We start from the raw sequence: 17,935 nt of genomic DNA, 5'->3' as shown, positions 1-17,935 counted from the left end.
ATCATAAAATATTGAATATCAGTTAGTTAGCGCTGTATCAATGTTTTTGGGATAACTGACTGAATCAGAGCAGAAAATTAACAATGAACCCGCTATTTTTAGCGATCTATTCTACTGTTACTTATCTGAATCTGCTGTGCAGGTTGATTTCTATTGAGTGTAATCACATCCCTGGAGTGTTTAAGATGCAAAAGAAAGCTGAGTTGTATCGTGGTAAGGCAAAAACGGTCTATACCACAGAGGATCCAGATTTATTAGTTCTGGAGTTCCGTAATGATACATCAGCACTCGATGGCGAGCGTATCGAACAGTTTGACCGTAAGGGAATGGTTAATAACAAATTTAACCATTTCATCATGACTAAGTTGCAAGAAGCAGGCATTCCTACACAGATGGAAGCCTTATTATCTGACACTGAAGCATTGGTTAAAAAACTGGATATGGTGCCGGTTGAATGCGTTATCCGTAACCGTGCGGCAGGCTCTCTGGTTAAGCGCCTTGGGGTTGAAGAAGGGATGATTTTAAACCCGCCTCTGTTCGACTTATTCCTGAAAGATGACGCTAAGCATGACCCAATGGTGAACGAGTCTTACTGCGAAACGTTTGGTTGGGTGAGCAAAGAAAACTTAGCGAAAATGCGCGAACTGAGCTACAAAGCGAACGATGTTTTAAGCAAGATTTTTGCGGACGCAGGTCTTATCTTAGTCGATTTCAAACTTGAGTTTGGTCTATTTAAAGGTGAAGTTGTGCTGGGTGATGAATTCTCTCCAGACGGTAGCCGTTTGTGGGATAAAGAAACCCTGAACAAAATGGACAAAGACCGTTTCCGTCAAAGCCTTGGTGGCTTGATTGAAGCTTATGAAGAAGTTGCTCGTCGTATCGGCGTTAAACTCGATTAAGTTTCTAAAGCTTCGCTAATATGAAGAATGATAGCCTGCCAACAGCAGGCTATTTTTTTGTCTTCAAATCATGACTGTGCCAGAAATCGCTGAACCCAACGCTCAGCTTGGTTTTCGATAGGTAGATTTAGCTGATGGCTGAGAGAATGCAAAGTTGGGGAAGGTAAAACAGAATCTGGCTGTAACTCAGAGTGGCGTAATACCATCTCAATATTACCATCTGCCACTAAGCGACCTTGGGATAAATGTAGCGCACGCGCAAAATGGCGAGCCACAAAATCCAAATCATGACTGATCGTGACAACCGTAGCACCCAATTGTTTTTGATAATCGAGCCATTGCTCAAAATACCCTAACCACTGTGTATCGAAATCACGGCTTGGCTCATCTAACAGCAGTAATTTAGGCTGAATAGCGGTTAAACAGGCCACTGCGACCATGCGCCGCTGAGCGGAATGTAAATCAAGCGGGTGTTTATCCGCAACATCTGTTAAATGGCAGAGTGTTAAAGCTCGCTTTAATTTTTCAGCGATATCCGATGAGGATAATTTTTGGCGGCGTAATCCAAACATAATTTCATCTTTCACCGTGCTATGAAAAATCTGTTTTTCAGCCTCTTGGAATAAAATCCCAATCTGCGGAGCGCGTTTTGCTGCTTTCAATCCACTGAGAGGTTGTTGATTAAAATCGATTTCCCCTTGTGAAGGCAGCAATAAACCGGCCATTAAACGCAATAAGGTGGATTTGCCTGCGCCATTGTCTCCCACCAATGCCACCCATTCCCCAGAGTGAATTGTCAGTGTGAGATCCTCAATGGCATGTGCGGTTTTCGGAGTGTATTGAAAGCTTAATTGATTAATTTGCAGCATAACACGCCTCAATACTTTGAATCAGTTGTTGTTCATTGCGAGGCACCGGGGAGTGCCAACTACCACGCTCCATTAATTTCCCGACAACACGCCATCCATCGGGCATATTGATTGTCTGCTGTGCGGGTAAAAATATGGCGTCAATATTCCCTTGAGCAGTAATACTGCCTTGTTCCAGCAACGAAAAATCTTCGCAAAAATGCAGAGCTGGCAGTAAATGCCGTTCGAACAAAATTACACAACAGCCGGTTTGTTCACTGTAATTTTTTAACTGAGTGAGTAATCGATGTGTGGCTACGGGCGTTAAGCGGCTAAAGGCTTCATCTAATAGTAATAATCGAGGTTGCATAGCAAGAACACTCGCCAATACAATGCGCTGCGCTTCTCCGCCGGAGAGTGTTGCCGGGTGACGAGTGCGTAAATTTTGGCTGAATGTTAACTCAAGAGCCTGTTCAACCCGTTGAACGATTTCTTCAGGCGGAAGCCCTAAATTTTCGGGACCAAAAGCTACTTCTTGCTCAACGGTAAACGTACAGCCAGAGAGTTGTAACTGCGGAGATTGTTGCACGAGTTGACGCTCAATAGAGAGTTCAACTAAAGATTGCTCCCCTAATGGTTGAGCAAGGATCATGCCATTACCCGTGATATTTCCGGTTAGCTGATCAGGCAACCAACCCGCTAATAGTTGGGCTAATGTGGTTTTTCCGCTACCATTTCCGCCTAACACACAATGCCAATTTCCGTGTGATAGAGCTAGGTTAATCTCTGACAGAATAGGTTTCTCGCTGTCTTGAGGCGTAAATGTTAGTTGCTGTAGACTTACCACCCTATTTTCCATCATGTTTACCAACATAGCGCCACCCCTGCTTCAATCACGATTAGTGCTAATAAGCCAAGACGCAATGCATATTGAAGGCGGCTATCCGCAGGTTTATTCAATGTGGTGCGATGGCGAGTGTAGCGAAAACCTCGCATATCAAGGGCTGCACTGCGGACAGTTAGCTCACTGAGTGCTTGGCTCGCCAGGGGAAGCAATAGGGCGGGTAACGTCGTTAATCGTTGCCAAAAGTGGCCATCTAAGGGAACCCCTCGGGCAAGCTGAGCCTCACGAATCGTGGCAAGCTGCTGACGAAGTTGTTCAACAAGTAAAAGTGGACCCGCAAGCACATAGGCAAAGCTGGCCGGGAGGCGACTGGCAAATAGCGCTCGGATAAACCGTTCAGTGGGAATATACTGTAGCCATAACTGAGAGGCACTAATGATGGCGAGCAGACGCAGCCATAAAGCCATGGCTTTTTGCTGCTGAAGGGCTTGTGGCGGTGAGCCTGTTAATAATTCACTTAGCCACCCTCCGTGGATTAGCCAAAGTCCTACCGCCATTGGTAACATTATTCCCGCGATAAATTTCCAGCGATGGAATGATGCTGAGCGCAAGATGACTGCGGCAAGGGTAGCGAAAGCAACGATAACTAATCCCCAGCCTAGCGGTAGCATCAATGTGCTAGCGCTAAACCAGAACCATAAGGCCAATGAAGTAAAAGGGTGCATCCTAACCCCTAGCGAACTTTAGCCATATTCGGGAAAGTACGCTGAACGCGCTCAGGTAAACGGCGGACAAGCAACCAAGCCACAATGGCTGAAATTATCTTATCCGCAATATTGGCGCCTAAAACAGTGATAGCCACAGACTCTAATAAGTTTTCACCGACAGCATGGAAATAAGCCACAAAAAAGTCTGCTCCGCTACCAGTGGTTCCTGCAAATAAGTAGGTGCGAATAGGTACCGCAACAATCATCAGTGCGATAGTGATCACCACTCCCGATAAAATAACGCGTGGTAGGGTACGAAAACCGCCGGCACGCGCTAGCAAACCAGCACTTAAGCCGATCATCATCGCGACTGGGGCAAATGCTGCTGCGATAGGCCCAGTTAAAAGACCCCAAAGCAAGTTAGTCGCTAAACCACTAAAGATAGCTGCCCACGGACCTGCGAGCAGCGCACAGATAATCGTGCCAATAGAATCAAGGAAGATAGGTAGTTTTAGCATGGAACTTAATTGCCCAACTACCATGTTGATTGCAATCGAAAAAACAATTAAAGCCAATGTTCGGCTGGAAATGATTGACGAGTTTGCCATGAATTTAATATCCCTAATAAGTTGTAAATTAAAGCTAGAATGAAATCAAAATAGAACAAAAATTAACGAGAAGTGACGACCAATTCTTCATATCCTGAGAGCGCGCAAGGCTCACGGATAAAGGTTTTGTTTTCCAGTTCGCCAATAATCAATTCGAGGGTAGTTCTGACGGTGCAACCCGGCATCATATGTCCACCGCTCATTTGCCCGTTTTCATCGGAAACCGCCAAATGCAGATGTTCACCCTGAGCATCAAGGGTGCCTATCAGTGACACAATTTCAAATTTACCTGAGGTAAGATGGGTATTTTCCTGCCCAGCAAAACGCAAGGCGACATCGGTCAAGCTACCCACACATCCAGCAATAAATGCGGCTTGCAACTGATGATGTTTGACCTGTTCACGTAAGGTAAGAATGACATCTTCCCCTGGACGTAGACGCAGTGCGATAAAGCGAGCGTTTGAATAAGTGGTTAAATCGTGAGACATAGCCGAGATCCTAGTGAATCGTGTTTATAGATTACGGCAATCTATTATACGAATAGATAAATTGCTGTCTGTTAAAGACATTTTTTTTGGTTTTTTTTAGTGAAACACTCTGTATCTTAAAAAATATTGATCAAGAAGGTCGGAATAGTGGATGAAAAAACAATGGGGAGTATCGAATATTCTGATTATTTAGCTTAAGTTTTATTAGGGTTCCATGAATGAAGGGAAACCTATTTTCTAAGATAAACTTTTTTCAGATAGACTACAGAAAATAGCGTTTGAAGGTGAAGGATGATTTGCCTCTTCAACGCGAGATCAATAACATACTCACTCAATTGACGCGGTGGAACTGTGTTGTCGCAATGCATTTATTTTACAGGGGAAAAATTATGAGCCAAGTGGATCCTACACTGATCATTTTGCTGGTATTGGCAGGATTAGGCATTATCAGCCACAACATGACAGTAACGTTAGCCATGCTATTTTTGCTGGTGGTGCGGATCACGCCGCTGAATAATTTCTTCCCTTGGGTCGAAAAATATGGGTTAACCATCGGAATTTTAATCTTGACTATAGGTGTCATGGCGCCCATTGCGAGCGGAAAAATCTCAGCAAATGATGTATTAAGCTCCTTTTTGAATTGGAAATCATTACTGGCAATAGTGATTGGTATATTGGTTTCTTGGCTAGGCAGTCGGGGTGTAGCGCTGATGGGGAGCCAGCCTTCGACGGTGGCAGGGCTATTGGTGGGCACGGTGATTGGTGTTGCCTTATTCCGAGGCGTTCCTGTTGGACCATTGATTGCCGCAGGGATTCTGTCATTACTTATTGGTAAATCGTAATCTTGGCGATGAAAAATTCATTACAAGCGATTGTTGAGCAACTACATCATATCGGTTTTCGCCGCTTGCTGGTGTTATCTGGGGAGCATGAGTGGGTCACATCTCAGCTTGAGGAATTTCAAGATTTCTTAGCAGGGGATTGGCTCTGTATTTCACCTGAATTACCTAATAGCATTCCACCAGAAAAAGCCCAACTATTGCTTGGTCGTGAATTTGTTCATGGTATTTTTGATGCGCGTAAAGGGTTACACAGCGAAGCGCTGGCTATCTTAGCGGGAACCCTAAAAGCAGGAAGTTTGTTGGTGCTTTGCACTCCACCCCAATCTCTGTGGGCGCAGCAAAATGATGAGGATAGTGTGAGATGGAATGAGCAATTTGGTGAAATCCCCACACTGAATTTTGTCCATCATTTACAACGCACTTTCCAGAATCTCCCTGATGTACTGTTTGTTGATCAACAGCGAGAGGAGCAAAACCAACCTGGCGTACTGAATTTGCTACCCGATCACCCCAAATGGATAGCACCCAGTGGTCAGCCGACCCAACAGCAACAAGATGCGCTTGGACAATTGCTGTCAGCAGAAAACGGAGTATGGGGGTTAATAGCCCCTCGCGGACGAGGCAAGTCCACCGTTGCGGGTATGCTGATAAAAGCATGGAAAGGTGTGTGTTGGTGTTGTGCGCCAGCGAAAGTGACCACTGGTGTGATTGCTGAATATGCAGAGCATGAACTTAAATTTTGGGCGCCTGATGCGCTACTTCACTATTGCCAATCAGGGCAGAAAATTGAGGCTGATTGGCTAATTATTGATGAAGCTGCCGCCATTTCTTCCCATATCCTGCGTCAGATTATCGCCTTTTTCCCTCGGGTCCTTATGACCACGACGGTGGAAGGTTATGAAGGTACGGGGCGTGGGTTTATGATGAAATTTTGTGATAGCCTCGAAAATTTTACCTCGCTGTGGCTCACTCAGCCGATTCGCTTTGCAGAACATGACCCGCTCGAAAAGGTTATTAACCAAAGTTTATTATTGGAAAGCTCTATATCGGTGAATGTTGTGTCAGAACCGATTATTCTTAAGTCACTTAGCCAGCAGCAACTGGCTCATGATCCCAAACAACTCCACGCATTTTATGGTTTATTGACCGCAGCGCATTATCGGACTTCGCCGTTAGATTTACGCCGATTATTGGATGCGCAACACCAGCACTTTGCTGTCGCAAGCCATCATAATCAGGATGTTATTGCCGCAGTATGGATGGTGGATGAAGGCGGTTTAGATGAAAAACTGAGCTGGCAAATTTGGGCAGGACAGCGGCGCCCACGGGGAAATCTGGTTGCTCAATCCCTTGCGGCGCATTGCTATTTCCCTCAAGCCCCGACATTACGTTCTCGACGAGTGATGCGTATCGCTGTAAATGCTGGATATCGTCGCCAAAAAATTGGCTACCGGTTATTAGAATCGCAAATCGAGCAAGGCATTCAGGACGGTTTAGACTTCCTATCGGTCAGCTTTGGTTTAACCCCAGAATTATTGGCTTTTTGGCAATCATCAGGGTTCCAGATCGTGCGAATTGGGCGGCATGTTGAGGCGAGTAGCGGTTGTTTCACGGCGATGGCGATATTGCCATTATCCGCAGAAGCGCAGTCAATTTGCCATTTAGGGCAACAGAGATTAGAGCGAGATCTATTCTGGCGTCATGATCTGAATGAATTTAGTCTGAAAAGCACATTTGAACAGCATCTTGACGCTGGAGATTGGCTAGAATTGGTCGGCTTTAGCGACTACCATCGTTCGTTAGCCGCCAGTGAGCCGTCATTACAGCGTTTTTTAGCGATTTTACAGCAACAACATTCGGCTGAAATAACAGGTTCTACCCTTGCGAAGTATTATCATCAAGGGCTATCTGTGGAGTGTATTGCTATGCACTTAGGGTTAGTAGGGCAAAAACAGTGGTTAAAACACGCAAGAGCCGAAGTTGCGCAGTGGCTGAATGACTATTACCCTGAAGTGGTGAAAAGTTTAAGGCAACAAATTAGCGCTTTTTGTCTTTAGGCCAGTCGTCGTCTTCATCATCCCAGAGGTGATTATTATCTTTGTGAGGTGGAATTTCAGGTTTGTCATCTAAATACTTTTTGGGGTCGAGTCGCATCATCTCTTTTACTGAGTTCCAAATGACCCCGACTAATAACAGTAGGATGATCCACCAGTAATCGGCTAACCAATGCATATTTGCCTTCTTATTTTAATCATAATAATGTGTAGCCCTGCCCACATGACGCAGTTGGTAGGTTTTAGTGGGGTCATTTAACCATGTTTTTTGTTGTAACGGGAGAGCCTGAGTGAATATAAAGAAAATCATATTCATTACAGTAGGATGGATTGCTGTTGGCTTAGCTTTTCTTGGCGCTATTTTACCCGTCATGCCAACGACCTGTTTTTTATTATTAGCGGCATGGTGTTTTTCGCGTTCCTCACCACGCTTTCATAACTGGTTGCTATATCGTTCATGGTTCGGCGGGTATTTACGTCACTGGCAAACGCATCGCGCGCTACCAAAAGGTGTAAAACCGAAAGCCATGACATTAATTGTTATTACGTTTGCTTTTTCGATTTGGGTGGTCAGCTATGGCTGGCTAAAAATTGGGTTATTTTTAGGGATGTGTTGGTTACTGATTTTTATGTACCGCTTGCCTGTCGTGGATGTGTCAAATTCGGATCAGAATAACGAAGGTTCGTAATAAGGAAAGTTGTCACTCAGCAAGAGACTGAGTGACAGATAAATCATTCAGGCACTTTAATATAGCGGTTGAAAACATACTCAAGGTTATCTAATAACCAGGTTTTTCCACTGATATCTTCCTCGGTTAGTACCTGCCTAACAATTCCTGGCGTTAATAGCTGCTCAGCTTCATGAGACAACGGCCAATAACTAATGTGCCAAGGTTCTTCCGCTACACCTGCATTAGTTGCGGTGAAAGGGCGGTAAAAATCAAAGGTCGCCATATTGTCGGTTAACCAGTGATTAAGCTCAGCAAAATATCCCTCTTCTTGATATTCCCACGGTTCTAGTTGCAAAGTTTGTCCAGCAGGAATGCGTAGCGGGTCGTAAACATCAATCTCTGTACCCCAGTGGTGGCGGCTAGCCCCTGGTAGCGCAGACCAATGCAAGATTGCCTCACATAATTCCCCTTCAGATAATGTTGAAATATCTAACGGCTGACTGTGGGTATCAAGAACAGGGCGCTTACCAGCAAATTTTTCATTCCAAATGATCTGCTGACGAGCAAAATCACGAAAAGCACTGGCGGATTGTAGTTTAAACCCGGCGCGTGCCGCCACTTGCTGCATGGCAAGGAATGCTTTAGTGGTATTAAACTGTAGGCGGTGATTACCGCCCAAAGTCACTAAATGGTCGGTTGAGCGCCCTGTTAACATCTCGATGGAGAGAGTCATAGTAATAGTAGCTCCATGATACGTTCGTAGATCACGGCGAGCTGTTGTAAATCATCGACGCTAACGCACTCATCCACTTTATGGATTGTCGCATTCAATGGACCTAGCTCGATAACATGGGTACCCATTTGGGCGATAAAACGCCCGTCAGAGGTGCCGCCGCTGGTAGATAAGGTGGTTGCGCGCCCTGTGACTTCTTGGATCGCTTGTACTGTTGCACTTACTAATTCACTGTCGCCCGTCAAGAATGGCTGACCTGATAAGAACCAATCTAAATGATAATTCAGCCCATGGCGCTCTAACATGCCAACTACACGTTCGCGGATCACGGTATCTGTCAGTTCGGTGCTAAAACGGAAATTAAATTGTACTTTTAGTTCACCAGGAATGACGTTATCGGCGCCTGTACCTGCATTGATATTGGCTATTTGCATGCTGGTAGCTGGGAAATATTGGTTGCCATCGTCCCATTTAGTGGAGACTAACTCTTGCAGAAAGCCAGTTGCACGATGTACTGGGTTATCCGCCAGATGTGGATAGGCAACGTGCCCTTGGGTGCCCAAAATAGTTAAGTGAGCGGTGATAGAGCCGCGACGACCATTCTTAATGATGTCACCAAGCGCAGACTGGCTGGATGGTTCCCCTACTAAGCAGTAATCGACTGGCTCATGACGGGCTTGTAACGTCTCTACCACTTTTACGGTTCCGTGGGTCGCTTTAGCTTCCTCATCGGAGGTAATCAAAAACGCGAGACGACCAGTATGAGCTGGGTGTTTTTCTACAAAGCGCTCAGCGGCAACGACCATGGCGGCAATAGAGCCTTTCATGTCGGCAGCACCACGACCATATAAATGTTGATTGATAATTGTTGGCGTAAATGGCGGAGTTTGCCATTTACTGTGATCGCCAGCAGGGACGACATCGGTATGACCCGCAAAGGCGAGAGTTTTGCCATTATCACCACGGTGAGCCCAAAAATTGAGAGTATCCCCAAATGGCATTTTTTCTACCGTAAAGCCGATTTTATTCAAACGTTCGATGAGTAAATCTTGGCAACCTTGGTCATCTGGGCTGATAGAGGGGCGGGCGATAAGTTGTTTTGCAAGTTCAATGACAGGGCAATTCATTGAGTCACCTTTATTTTGTGAATTTTTTGTAGTCGTCGGTGTTAAACCCGACAAGATAATGACCATTAGCGGAAACAAGAACAGGGCGCTTGATCATCGCAGGTTCAGCCAGTAAGACTTTTTTCGCGCTATCAGCATCAACAACTGCATTTTTCTCTTCATCACTGAGCTTACGCCAAGTTGTACCTCGTTTATTTACCAAGGCTTCCCAATCGATGTGTTGCAAAAATGTAGAGAGGAGTTCATCAGTGATGCCATCAACGCGGTAATCATGGAATTGGTAGCTGACTGCGTTATCGTCTAAGTAACGGCGAGCTTTCTTAATGGTATCGCAGTTTTTAATTCCGTACATGATATAAGGGGATGTAGGGGTGTTGGACATATGATTTTCCTCTGATGGCGAACAATGTATGCCATACATAATGCGGGAAAATACAATTATGGTCTACCCCTTTGAATCGAAAAGATTTATTAATCTAATAAGCGATTTAATAATAACTAAGGCAGAGTTAATATTCATAATTTTATATATAAATAATAAAATAATTAATTTAGGCAACTTACGTTAATTAAATTAAATCAGATTAAATTATTTTGAACGCATGTATATTAAGCTGGCTTCTAAACGAGATCGGACTCGTAATTTCTTTAAAACATTTCGAATGTGAACTTTAACGGTTTCTTCAGAAATAAATAATAGTTGAGAGATTTCTCTGTTCTTTAACCCTGCCGCCATTTCGTGCAATATTTCGCATTCACGGCGAGTTAATGTGGAGAGTGGATCTTTAGATTGATGCCGAGTAATCAGATGCTGATAAACTTTTTCGCTAAATACATGGTGTCCATCCATCGCTTTTTTCATACTATTAAGCAACATATCGAGTTCGCTATTTTTTAATAAATAACCTTGGGCACCGGCATCGATAGCGGCGTAGATATCAGTCTTCATCGTTGAGAGCGAAAGAACCAGCAAATAACTATTAGCGCAATGCTTACGTAGTAATCGAATCGTTTCGAATGTTTTATTACCATGAAGAATAGTATCTATCAGTATCATGTTGGGTTGTTTGCTGGTGGCGATATTCAGCGCTTCTTTACTATTTGAAACTTCTGCCGTTACGTCAAAGTCAGCTTTTGATTTTAATAAATGAGACAGTCCAAAACGAAAGATAGGGTGTTCATCGATAATCATAACCGTGTGATTAGACATAGTGGGTTCCTTTTTTATGTCTGACAACTTATTAGATTAACTAGAATTGATATAGTTAAAATATAATATATTTAAGATTACATGAAATCATTATTCTTAATTGATGAATTAATTAGCCGCATAAAAGCATGAATAATGGGAGCGAATATTATGGAGCTGGATATATTAAGGCTAAAAAGAAACGAGCTTTAGAATAATACATTAATTTCAAAAAAATAATAACTAAGATTGAAAAAAATTAAAGTGATTTAAAAAATGATATGAATAAAAATAATAACAATATTATGTATGTCTATAAATTCGCCATTGTATTTTTGTGGCAAATTTGTGTAAATTTCTTGTAACTGAAAGATTTTTCTGGAAATCATAGACGTGATCATGATTTGCTAACAAGATGTGTTTATACTGTGATGGCTCTTACCTTACCAAATTTTGAAAGGACTTGATGATGGATGATAAATTAAAACAAAGTGCTCTCGATTTTCATGAGTTTCCTCATCCTGGGAAAATTACTGTAACACCAACCAAACCGTTAACTACTCAACGTGACCTAGCCTTAGCTTATTCTCCTGGCGTAGCGGTACCTTGCCTAGAAATCGCAGAAGAACCACTAAAAGCATACCGTTATACAGCGAAAGGTAACCTTGTGGGGGTTATCTCTAACGGTACTGCGGTACTAGGATTAGGGAATATCGGTGCATTGGCAGGTAAGCCTGTCATGGAAGGGAAAGGGGTGCTATTTAAGAAATTCTCGGGTATTGATGTTTTCGATATTGAAGTCGATGAAACCGATCCTGATAAGCTGATTGATATCATCGCGTCGCTGGAACCTACATTCGGCGGTATCAACCTCGAAGATATTAAAGCGCCAGAGTGCTTCTATATTGAACAAAAATTACGTGAACGCATGAATATTCCTGTGTTCCATGATGACCAACACGGAACCGCCATTATTTGTACTGCGGCGGTGATTAACGGTCTACGTATCGTTAAAAAAGACATTGGCGATGTGCGTTTAGTGGTATCCGGTGCGGGTGCCGCATCGATTGCCTGTATGAACTTATTAGTGGCGTTAGGATTAAAGCGCGAAAATATCACCGTTTGCGATTCAAAAGGGGTGATTTATAAAGGTCGCGATGAACGAATGGATGCGACTAAAGCCGCGTATGCGATTGACGATAATGGTCAGCGCACATTAGCGGATGCTATTCCTGGTGCTGACATTTTCTTAGGTTGCTCAGGTCCTCGCGTATTAACACCTGAAATGGTGAAAACCATGGCGAAAGACCCGCTGATTTTAGCATTAGCCAACCCTGAGCCGGAAATTCTGCCACCATTAGCAAAAGAAGTTCGCCCAGATGCCATTATCTGTACAGGGCGCTCTGACTATCCGAACCAAGTTAACAACGTTCTGTGCTTCCCATTCATCTTCCGCGGTGCGCTGGATGTTGGCGCAACGACAATCAACGAAGAAATGAAACTGGCTTGCGTTTACGCTATTGCTGACTTAGCGCTGGCGGAACAAAGTGAAGAAGTCGCTTCAGCGTACGGGAACCAAGATTTATTCTTTGGACCTGAATATATCATTCCAAAACCATTCGACCCGCGCCTTATCGTGAAAATTGCGCCAGCAGTAGCAAAAGCAGCAATGGAATCAGGCGTCGCGACACGTCCAATCACGGATATGGATGCGTATGTTGAAAAGCTGAATCAGTTTGTTCATAAAACAAACTTATTTATGAAGCCAATTTTCTCCCAAGCGAAAAAAGAGCTAAAACGCATCGTATTAGCGGAAGGGGAAGAAGAGCGCGTATTACACGCAACTCAAGAGCTGGTTTCTCTTGGTTTAGCATTCCCTATTCTGGTAGGTCGCCCTAGCGTGATTGAAATGCGTATCCAAAAACTGGGTCTGCATATTGAGCTAGGTAAAGATTTTGAAGTGGTCAACAATGAAAATGACCCACGCTTTAAAGAGTACTGGCAAGAATATTATCAAATTATGAAACGCCGTGGTGTTTCTCAAGAAATGGCGCGCCGTGCATTAGTTGCAAACCCAACTATTATCGGCGGTATCATGGTTCTACGTGGTGAAGCTGATGGGATGATATGTGGCTCAATCGGTAGCTACAGTGAACACTACCAGGTCGTCAAAGACCTGTTCGGCTTCCGTGAAGGTGCACATACTGCAGGGGCAATGAATGCCTTGTTATTACCAACCGGTAATACCTTTATTGCAGATACTTATGTGAACGAAGATCCAACACCAGAAGAGTTAGCGGAAATCACATTAATGGCAGCGGATACCGTTCGTCGATTTGGTATTGAGCCTAAAGTTGCGCTGTTATCTCGCTCAAGCTTTGGCTCTTCAGATTGTGGTTCAGCACAAAAAATGCGCGATACACTGGCATTAGTGAAAGCGCGTGAGCCAAACTTGGAAATTGACGGGGAAATGCATGCGGATGCGGCATTGATTGAATCAATCCGTAAAGATGTGATGCCAGATAGCCCACTGAAAGGCTCAGCAAACTTACTGATTATGCCAAATATGGAAGCGGCGCGTATTAGCTATAACTTGCTGCGCGTCACCAGTTCTGATGGTGTTACTGTGGGTCCTGTACTGATGGGGGTTGCGAAACCTGTCCACGTCTTAACGCCAATCGCATCTGTTCGTCGTATTGTCAACATGGTGGCGTTAGCCGCAGTGGAAGCTCAAACGAATCCACTGTAATTAGCTTCATTATAATAGTTTCTCGAATGATTGATTAATCATCGAGTTCCGCATAAAGACTTCCATTGTGGTTAATGGGAGTCTTTTTTATTTGAAAATGATTATCATTATCTGTATTTTGAATGGCTTCAAAGTCACTATATGGAAAAGATAATGATATCAGCACGTTCTTTGAATTATTTAACGAAAAACACCTCACTGTTGAGTTTAGGGATGCTTTTCGTTTTGAGTTTCACACAGTTAGGATGTACCTCACAAACACCAAAACCCGCTCAGCAATTGGATCCCCAACTCACACAAGCTGGCAAAATCATTGATTTAGATTCGGGTAAATCCATCACTCCTCAGCAGTTAATTCAAGAGCTTGCAGCCTCTCCTCGTGTGATTGTTGGGGAGAAACACGACAATATTTACCATCATCAAATTGAGCAATGGGTCGCCCAGGAAATGCAGCAAATACGTCCTCAAGGTGCGGTGCTGTTGGAAATGCTCACCCCAGATCAACAGAGTCGAGTTAACAATGTCCAAAAACAGATGCAAGGGAACCCGTATATTCGAGATGAAAAACTGCAAGAAATTTTACATTGGAATAGTGGTTGGCCGTGGGCGCAATATGGGGAACTCGTGAAGTATTTACTGGCTCAGCCATCCCCAGTTTTAGCCGCGAATATTAATCGAGATGCTGTGCTGAAGGCTTATGACAATCCGCCTACGATCACAGGAACACATTCAACTCAGCCTGTTATTCAGGAACTGATCAGTGAAACCATTAAACGCTCACACAATGGTGAGTTGGATGATAAACAAGCGAAAAAGATGCTGGTGATCCAGCAACTAAGAGATAGGGCGATGGCTCAAGGATTAGTAGATGCTCCGGCTCCCGCATTGTTATTTGCAGGTGGTTATCATGCAACGCGAGCGATTGGTGTGCCGTTACATATGCTCGATTTAGCACCAGATGAGCCATTGAAAGTATTGATTATTTCGGAGCAAGGCGAGGAAATCGATAACTTGCATGCGGATTATGTTTGGTACACGCCTAAATAATCAACAAAGACAAGCAATATGATGATTTAAAATCGTTAATTTTGTGAAGTAATCATCACATTTATTTACAAATAATTTCCATTTGCATTCGTTATTAATTATCATTTGCAACTCTGTAAAAGCACGTAAGATGAATATGAGCACAATAACGTTTGAAAGTGGGTATGTGAGTAGAACTTCCAAAATGGGCGGCTGGCTGATTTTAGCCGTGGCACTGCATATTGTCATTGTGGGGTTTTTTATCTGGGTAACACACAATGCGCGATGGGAAGAATCCCTGCCGCCGCCCTCGGTGGTGATGGAGTTATCTATCGAAGCACAAGCCAAACAATTAACGGAAGTGAACATTGGTCAAACTCAAGAGCTAGCAGTGGCGAGTGAATCCCATAAAGCACAAGCAGAGGACGCCATTATTCCCACACTGCCTGTTAATGAGCAAGCGGAAGTGCAACTCACGAAAACAACGGCGAAAAAACCAAAGCCTGAGTTGAAAAAGCAGAAACAAGAACAGCAGCAAGTGAAGAAGGTGCAAACCACAGATTCGAAAGCCAGCGATGCGCCAGTGACCAGCGATGCGGCGGCACTTGTCCAAAGCCAGCAAATTGCAGCGGAACTTAATAGCCAGTCCGAAGCCCTCGATAGCCTTCAAAAAGAGTGGGAAGCGATGGTGCTTGGAAAATTGAATAAATATAAACGTTACCCTGAAGATGCAGGAAGGCGTAATCGCGTAGGTAAACCCGTGGTGATGTTTACGGTAGATAGCCAAGGCTTTTTACTTGATAGCAGTCTAGCGAATTCATCAGGCACACGTTCTTTAGACAAAGAAGCGCAGCAGGTGTTATCTCGCGCGGCACCGTTACCCGTACCGCCATCAGAAATACTTAAGAATGGACGGGTAACAGTCAGGTTACCTATTGATTTTACTCTTAATGATAAATAGATTGGACTCACCATGCGTCATAAAACCATACATAATAAAACCATGCGTAATAGAATCACCACTTATTGCGTGGTCACACTACTTGGGTTATATGCAGCCAGCAGTGCTGCGGAGGACAAAATGCTAGCACCAATAGCGAAAAAACAGCCCCACACTATGTCTATTCATGGGGATCAGCGCGTTGATAACTATTATTGGTTAAGGGGCGATAACCGTGAAGCTCCTGAGATCCTTGAATATCTGAATCAAGAAAATGCCTACACCACGCAGCAGCTTGAATTGGGGGAGCCATTAAAACAGGAAATTTACGACGAATTATTATCTCGCGTAAAGCAAGATGATGAGTCTGTGCCATACAACTACAATGGCTATACATACCGTTCTCGCGTTGTCGCCGGTAAAAACTATTCCATTTATGAAAGACGCCCAATTAATAGTGATGGCGAATGGACAGTTTTGGTTGATGGTAACCAACGTGCGGAAGGTACTGAATATTACCGAATGGGGGCGCTAGCCATTTCCCCCGATAACACCACGATAGCGATCGCTGAAGACCGCCAAGGTCGTAATGATTATGCAGTTTCGTTCCGTAAAGTTGATGATGCAAAGTGGCAAGAAAATGTTCTAACTAACACTTCCGGTAATATTGTGTGGGCAAATGACAACCGCACACTGTTTTATGTTAATAAAGACAAGCAAACACTATTGCCTTATCAAGTGGTTAAGCACCAATATGGAACAGCGCAATCCGCTGATAAATTGGTGTATGAAGAAAAAGATGATACTTACTTCGTCAGTTTAGCTAAATCCACCTCCAAAGATTATATTCTGATTGGGATCACCAGCACCGAAACCTCAGAATATCGTCTTTTGGATGCAAACCAACCTGAACGTGATGCGATAGTGCTACAACCTCGCAAAACAGGTGTGGAATATTACCCTGATCATTTTAACGGCAAATTCTATATTCGCTCTAATCATCAGCATCCATTATTCGGGCTGTATATTGCGGATAATGCCACGGCACCATGGGTAAGCTTTATCGCGCCTCGTGATGATGTCGACCTTGAAGATTTTGCGTTATTTAATAACTGGTTGGTGATTGAAGAGCGCCAAAACGGCTTAGTGAATATTCGACAAATTAGTTGGTTAACCCGCAAAGAGCATTCTGTGAGCTTTGATGATCCGGCTTATATGGCGTGGATTGGTAACAACCCAGAGCCAGATACGGATAAATTACGCTACGGCTACTCCTCCATGACAACACCATCCTCGGTGTATGAAATTAATATGCTGACTCAAGAGAAACAGCTATTAAAACAAGAGGAAGTGAAGGATTTCAATAAAGCGAATTATCAAAGTGAACGTATTTGGATCACAGCCCAAGATGGAGTGAAAGTACCGGTTTCGTTAGTTTATCGCAAAGATAGTTTCAAACAAGGTAAAAACCCACTTCTGGTTTACGGTTACGGTGCATATGGATATGGTATCGATCCGTCATTTAGTTCTTCTCGCTTATCCCTGCTTGATCGCGGATTTGTGTATGCTATTGCCCATATTCGTGGTGGAGGGGACTTAGGAAAGAATTGGTACATTCAGGGTAAAACCGTCCATAAGATGAACACCTTTACGGACTTCATTGATGTGACTAATGCCTTGTTGACGCAAGGCTATGGGGAAAAAGGTCATGTCTATGCCATGGGCGGTAGCGCAGGTGGCTTACTGATGGGCGCTGTTGTCAATATGGCTCCTGATCTGTATGAAGGTGTGGTTTCTGCAGTGCCATTTGTTGATGTTGTCACGACCATGCTTGACCCTTCAATTCCACTGACTACAGGGGAATATGATGAGTGGGGTAATCCAGAGAATGAGGAAGATTACTGGCGCATTAAAGCCTATAGCCCATATGACAATATCAAAGCCCAACATTACCCGCATATTTTGGTCACCACAGGGCTGCATGATTCTCAAGTACAATATTGGGAGCCTGCAAAGTGGGTAGCAAAACTGCGAGAGCTGAAACAAGGCAATTCTTTATTGTTATTAGAAACCAATATGAATGCCGGACACGGTGGAAAATCCGGCCGCTTTAATGCTTTGGATGATATTGCGAGAGAATATAGCTTTATTCTGATGTTAGAAAATAAAGCAAAATATTTTCCAGATTTAAAATAGCGTTACCCATAATA

At 43.7% G+C, this 17,935-nt stretch carries 18 protein-coding genes; 8 read left to right on the top strand and 10 right to left on the bottom strand.

Going from position 1 to position 17,935, the window contains the following annotated elements:
- Positions 1 to 185: 185 nt before the first annotated feature.
- Complete coding sequence (gene purC, locus GKR61_RS05175; RefSeq protein ID WP_036953240.1) at positions 186 to 899, top strand: phosphoribosylaminoimidazolesuccinocarboxamide synthase; 714 nt, start codon at positions 186 to 188, stop codon at positions 897 to 899.
- Between the two features lie 68 nt (positions 900 to 967).
- Here the strand turns inward: purC and GKR61_RS05170 are convergent, their stop codons facing one another.
- The 5 genes from GKR61_RS05170 to GKR61_RS05150 all read right to left on the bottom strand — a co-directional run bounded on the left by GKR61_RS05170 (position 968) and on the right by GKR61_RS05150 (position 4,394).
- Positions 968 to 1,768: an energy-coupling factor ABC transporter ATP-binding protein gene (locus GKR61_RS05170; protein ID WP_154599202.1), complete on the bottom strand. Its 801-nt coding sequence runs from the start codon at positions 1,766 to 1,768 to the stop codon at positions 968 to 970.
- Entirely contained in the window at positions 1,755 to 2,621 is an 867-nt protein-coding gene (locus tag GKR61_RS05165; protein WP_230083123.1) for an energy-coupling factor ABC transporter ATP-binding protein, read from the bottom strand. The genes GKR61_RS05170 and GKR61_RS05165 overlap by 14 nt, the downstream gene beginning before the upstream one ends.
- Entirely contained in the window at positions 2,612 to 3,316 is a 705-nt protein-coding gene (locus GKR61_RS05160; RefSeq protein WP_195848377.1) for an energy-coupling factor transporter transmembrane component T, read from the bottom strand. Before GKR61_RS05160 ends, GKR61_RS05165 begins: the two co-directional genes overlap by 10 nt.
- Before the next feature lie 8 nt (positions 3,317 to 3,324).
- A complete protein-coding gene (locus tag GKR61_RS05155) occupies positions 3,325 to 3,906 on the bottom strand; it encodes a membrane protein (RefSeq protein ID WP_036953246.1) in 582 nt (193 codons plus the stop codon).
- 62 nt (positions 3,907 to 3,968) lie between these two features.
- Complete coding sequence (locus tag GKR61_RS05150; RefSeq protein ID WP_154639593.1) at positions 3,969 to 4,394, bottom strand: PPC domain-containing DNA-binding protein; 426 nt, start codon at positions 4,392 to 4,394, stop codon at positions 3,969 to 3,971.
- Positions 4,395 to 4,783: 389 nt separating this feature from the next.
- Here GKR61_RS05150 and GKR61_RS05145 point away from each other — a divergent pair, with 389 nt between their 5' ends.
- Complete coding sequence (locus GKR61_RS05145) at positions 4,784 to 5,236, top strand: DUF441 domain-containing protein (protein ID WP_036953250.1); 453 nt, start codon at positions 4,784 to 4,786, stop codon at positions 5,234 to 5,236.
- Between the two features lie 8 nt (positions 5,237 to 5,244).
- On the top strand, positions 5,245 to 7,293 hold the full coding sequence (locus GKR61_RS05140) for a tRNA(Met) cytidine acetyltransferase TmcA (RefSeq protein ID WP_154639592.1): 2,049 nt from the start codon (positions 5,245 to 5,247) through the stop codon (positions 7,291 to 7,293).
- Here the strand turns inward: GKR61_RS05140 and GKR61_RS05135 are convergent.
- The gene (locus GKR61_RS05135) at positions 7,274 to 7,468 is read right to left on the bottom strand and encodes a YpfN family protein (RefSeq protein ID WP_036953252.1); all 195 of its coding nucleotides are present in this window, start codon (positions 7,466 to 7,468) and stop codon (positions 7,274 to 7,276) included. The genes GKR61_RS05140 and GKR61_RS05135 overlap by 20 nt on opposite strands.
- 118 nt (positions 7,469 to 7,586) lie before the next feature.
- Between GKR61_RS05135 and GKR61_RS05130 the strand changes: the two genes are divergently transcribed.
- On the top strand, positions 7,587 to 7,979 hold the full coding sequence (locus GKR61_RS05130) for a DUF454 family protein (protein WP_036953425.1): 393 nt from the start codon (positions 7,587 to 7,589) through the stop codon (positions 7,977 to 7,979).
- Between the two features lie 43 nt (positions 7,980 to 8,022).
- Here GKR61_RS05130 and GKR61_RS05125 read toward each other — a convergent pair whose 3' ends face one another.
- The 4 genes from GKR61_RS05125 to GKR61_RS05110 form a co-directional block, all read right to left on the bottom strand.
- Complete coding sequence (locus tag GKR61_RS05125) at positions 8,023 to 8,694, bottom strand: M15 family metallopeptidase (protein WP_036953254.1); 672 nt, start codon at positions 8,692 to 8,694, stop codon at positions 8,023 to 8,025.
- The gene (dapE, locus tag GKR61_RS05120) at positions 8,691 to 9,821 is read right to left on the bottom strand and encodes a succinyl-diaminopimelate desuccinylase (RefSeq protein WP_036953255.1); all 1,131 of its coding nucleotides are present in this window, start codon (positions 9,819 to 9,821) and stop codon (positions 8,691 to 8,693) included. Before dapE ends, GKR61_RS05125 begins: the two co-directional genes overlap by 4 nt.
- 10 nt (positions 9,822 to 9,831) lie before the next feature.
- On the bottom strand, positions 9,832 to 10,203 hold the full coding sequence (locus GKR61_RS05115; RefSeq protein WP_230083122.1) for an ArsC family reductase: 372 nt from the start codon (positions 10,201 to 10,203) through the stop codon (positions 9,832 to 9,834).
- Between the two features lie 207 nt (positions 10,204 to 10,410).
- Positions 10,411 to 11,031 (bottom strand): LuxR C-terminal-related transcriptional regulator, encoded by a 621-nt coding sequence (locus GKR61_RS05110; protein WP_036953257.1) that lies wholly within the window; start codon positions 11,029 to 11,031, stop codon positions 10,411 to 10,413.
- Between the two features lie 448 nt (positions 11,032 to 11,479).
- Between GKR61_RS05110 and maeB the strand changes: the two genes are divergently transcribed.
- The 4 genes from maeB (at position 11,480) to GKR61_RS05090 (ending at position 17,921) form a co-directional block, all read left to right on the top strand.
- A complete protein-coding gene (maeB, locus tag GKR61_RS05105) occupies positions 11,480 to 13,759 on the top strand; it encodes an NADP-dependent oxaloacetate-decarboxylating malate dehydrogenase (RefSeq protein ID WP_154599204.1) in 2,280 nt (759 codons plus the stop codon).
- 153 nt (positions 13,760 to 13,912) lie between these two features.
- On the top strand, positions 13,913 to 14,806 hold the full coding sequence (locus GKR61_RS05100; RefSeq protein WP_230083121.1) for a ChaN family lipoprotein: 894 nt from the start codon (positions 13,913 to 13,915) through the stop codon (positions 14,804 to 14,806).
- A 136-nt stretch (positions 14,807 to 14,942) separates the two neighbouring features.
- Positions 14,943 to 15,746 (top strand): energy transducer TonB, encoded by an 804-nt coding sequence (locus GKR61_RS05095; RefSeq protein ID WP_154599206.1) that lies wholly within the window; start codon positions 14,943 to 14,945, stop codon positions 15,744 to 15,746.
- A gap of 42 nt (positions 15,747 to 15,788) precedes the next feature.
- Positions 15,789 to 17,921, top strand: a complete 2,133-nt coding sequence (locus GKR61_RS05090) for a S9 family peptidase (RefSeq protein ID WP_154639658.1) — start codon at positions 15,789 to 15,791, stop codon at positions 17,919 to 17,921.
- Positions 17,922 to 17,935 lie beyond the last annotated feature (14 nt).

The organism is Providencia sp. wls1916 (assembly GCF_009706585.1).
Classification (GTDB): Bacteria; Pseudomonadota; Gammaproteobacteria; order Enterobacterales; family Enterobacteriaceae; genus Providencia; species Providencia lanzhouensis.
The sequence above is the reverse complement of the archived record's forward strand: the minus strand, read 5'-3'. Positions and strand labels throughout refer to the sequence as shown.

What these genes read in the sequence shown, in the direction of transcription:
- GKR61_RS05100 (WP_230083121.1), top strand. Translation starts at nt 13,913, where the DNA reads ATGATATCAGCACGTTCTTTGAATTATTTAACGAAAAACACCTCACTG.
- GKR61_RS05110 (WP_036953257.1), bottom strand. Translation starts at nt 11,031, where the DNA reads ATGTCTAATCACACGGTTATGATTATCGATGAACACCCTATCTTTCGT.
- purC (WP_036953240.1), top strand. Translation starts at nt 186, where the DNA reads ATGCAAAAGAAAGCTGAGTTGTATCGTGGTAAGGCAAAAACGGTCTAT.
- GKR61_RS05160 (WP_195848377.1), bottom strand. Translation starts at nt 3,316, where the DNA reads ATGCACCCTTTTACTTCATTGGCCTTATGGTTCTGGTTTAGCGCTAGC.
- GKR61_RS05135 (WP_036953252.1), bottom strand. Translation starts at nt 7,468, where the DNA reads ATGCATTGGTTAGCCGATTACTGGTGGATCATCCTACTGTTATTAGTC.
- GKR61_RS05170 (WP_154599202.1), bottom strand. Translation starts at nt 1,768, where the DNA reads ATGCTGCAAATTAATCAATTAAGCTTTCAATACACTCCGAAAACCGCA.
- GKR61_RS05165 (WP_230083123.1), bottom strand. Translation starts at nt 2,621, where the DNA reads ATGTTGGTAAACATGATGGAAAATAGGGTGGTAAGTCTACAGCAACTA.
- GKR61_RS05095 (WP_154599206.1), top strand. Translation starts at nt 14,943, where the DNA reads ATGAGCACAATAACGTTTGAAAGTGGGTATGTGAGTAGAACTTCCAAA.
- dapE (WP_036953255.1), bottom strand. Translation starts at nt 9,821, where the DNA reads ATGAATTGCCCTGTCATTGAACTTGCAAAACAACTTATCGCCCGCCCC.
- GKR61_RS05150 (WP_154639593.1), bottom strand. Translation starts at nt 4,394, where the DNA reads ATGTCTCACGATTTAACCACTTATTCAAACGCTCGCTTTATCGCACTG.
- GKR61_RS05115 (WP_230083122.1), bottom strand. Translation starts at nt 10,203, where the DNA reads ATGTCCAACACCCCTACATCCCCTTATATCATGTACGGAATTAAAAAC.
- GKR61_RS05140 (WP_154639592.1), top strand. Translation starts at nt 5,245, where the DNA reads ATGAAAAATTCATTACAAGCGATTGTTGAGCAACTACATCATATCGGT.
- GKR61_RS05145 (WP_036953250.1), top strand. Translation starts at nt 4,784, where the DNA reads ATGAGCCAAGTGGATCCTACACTGATCATTTTGCTGGTATTGGCAGGA.
- GKR61_RS05155 (WP_036953246.1), bottom strand. Translation starts at nt 3,906, where the DNA reads ATGGCAAACTCGTCAATCATTTCCAGCCGAACATTGGCTTTAATTGTT.
- maeB (WP_154599204.1), top strand. Translation starts at nt 11,480, where the DNA reads ATGGATGATAAATTAAAACAAAGTGCTCTCGATTTTCATGAGTTTCCT.
- GKR61_RS05090 (WP_154639658.1), top strand. Translation starts at nt 15,789, where the DNA reads ATGCGTAATAGAATCACCACTTATTGCGTGGTCACACTACTTGGGTTA.
- GKR61_RS05125 (WP_036953254.1), bottom strand. Translation starts at nt 8,694, where the DNA reads ATGACTCTCTCCATCGAGATGTTAACAGGGCGCTCAACCGACCATTTA.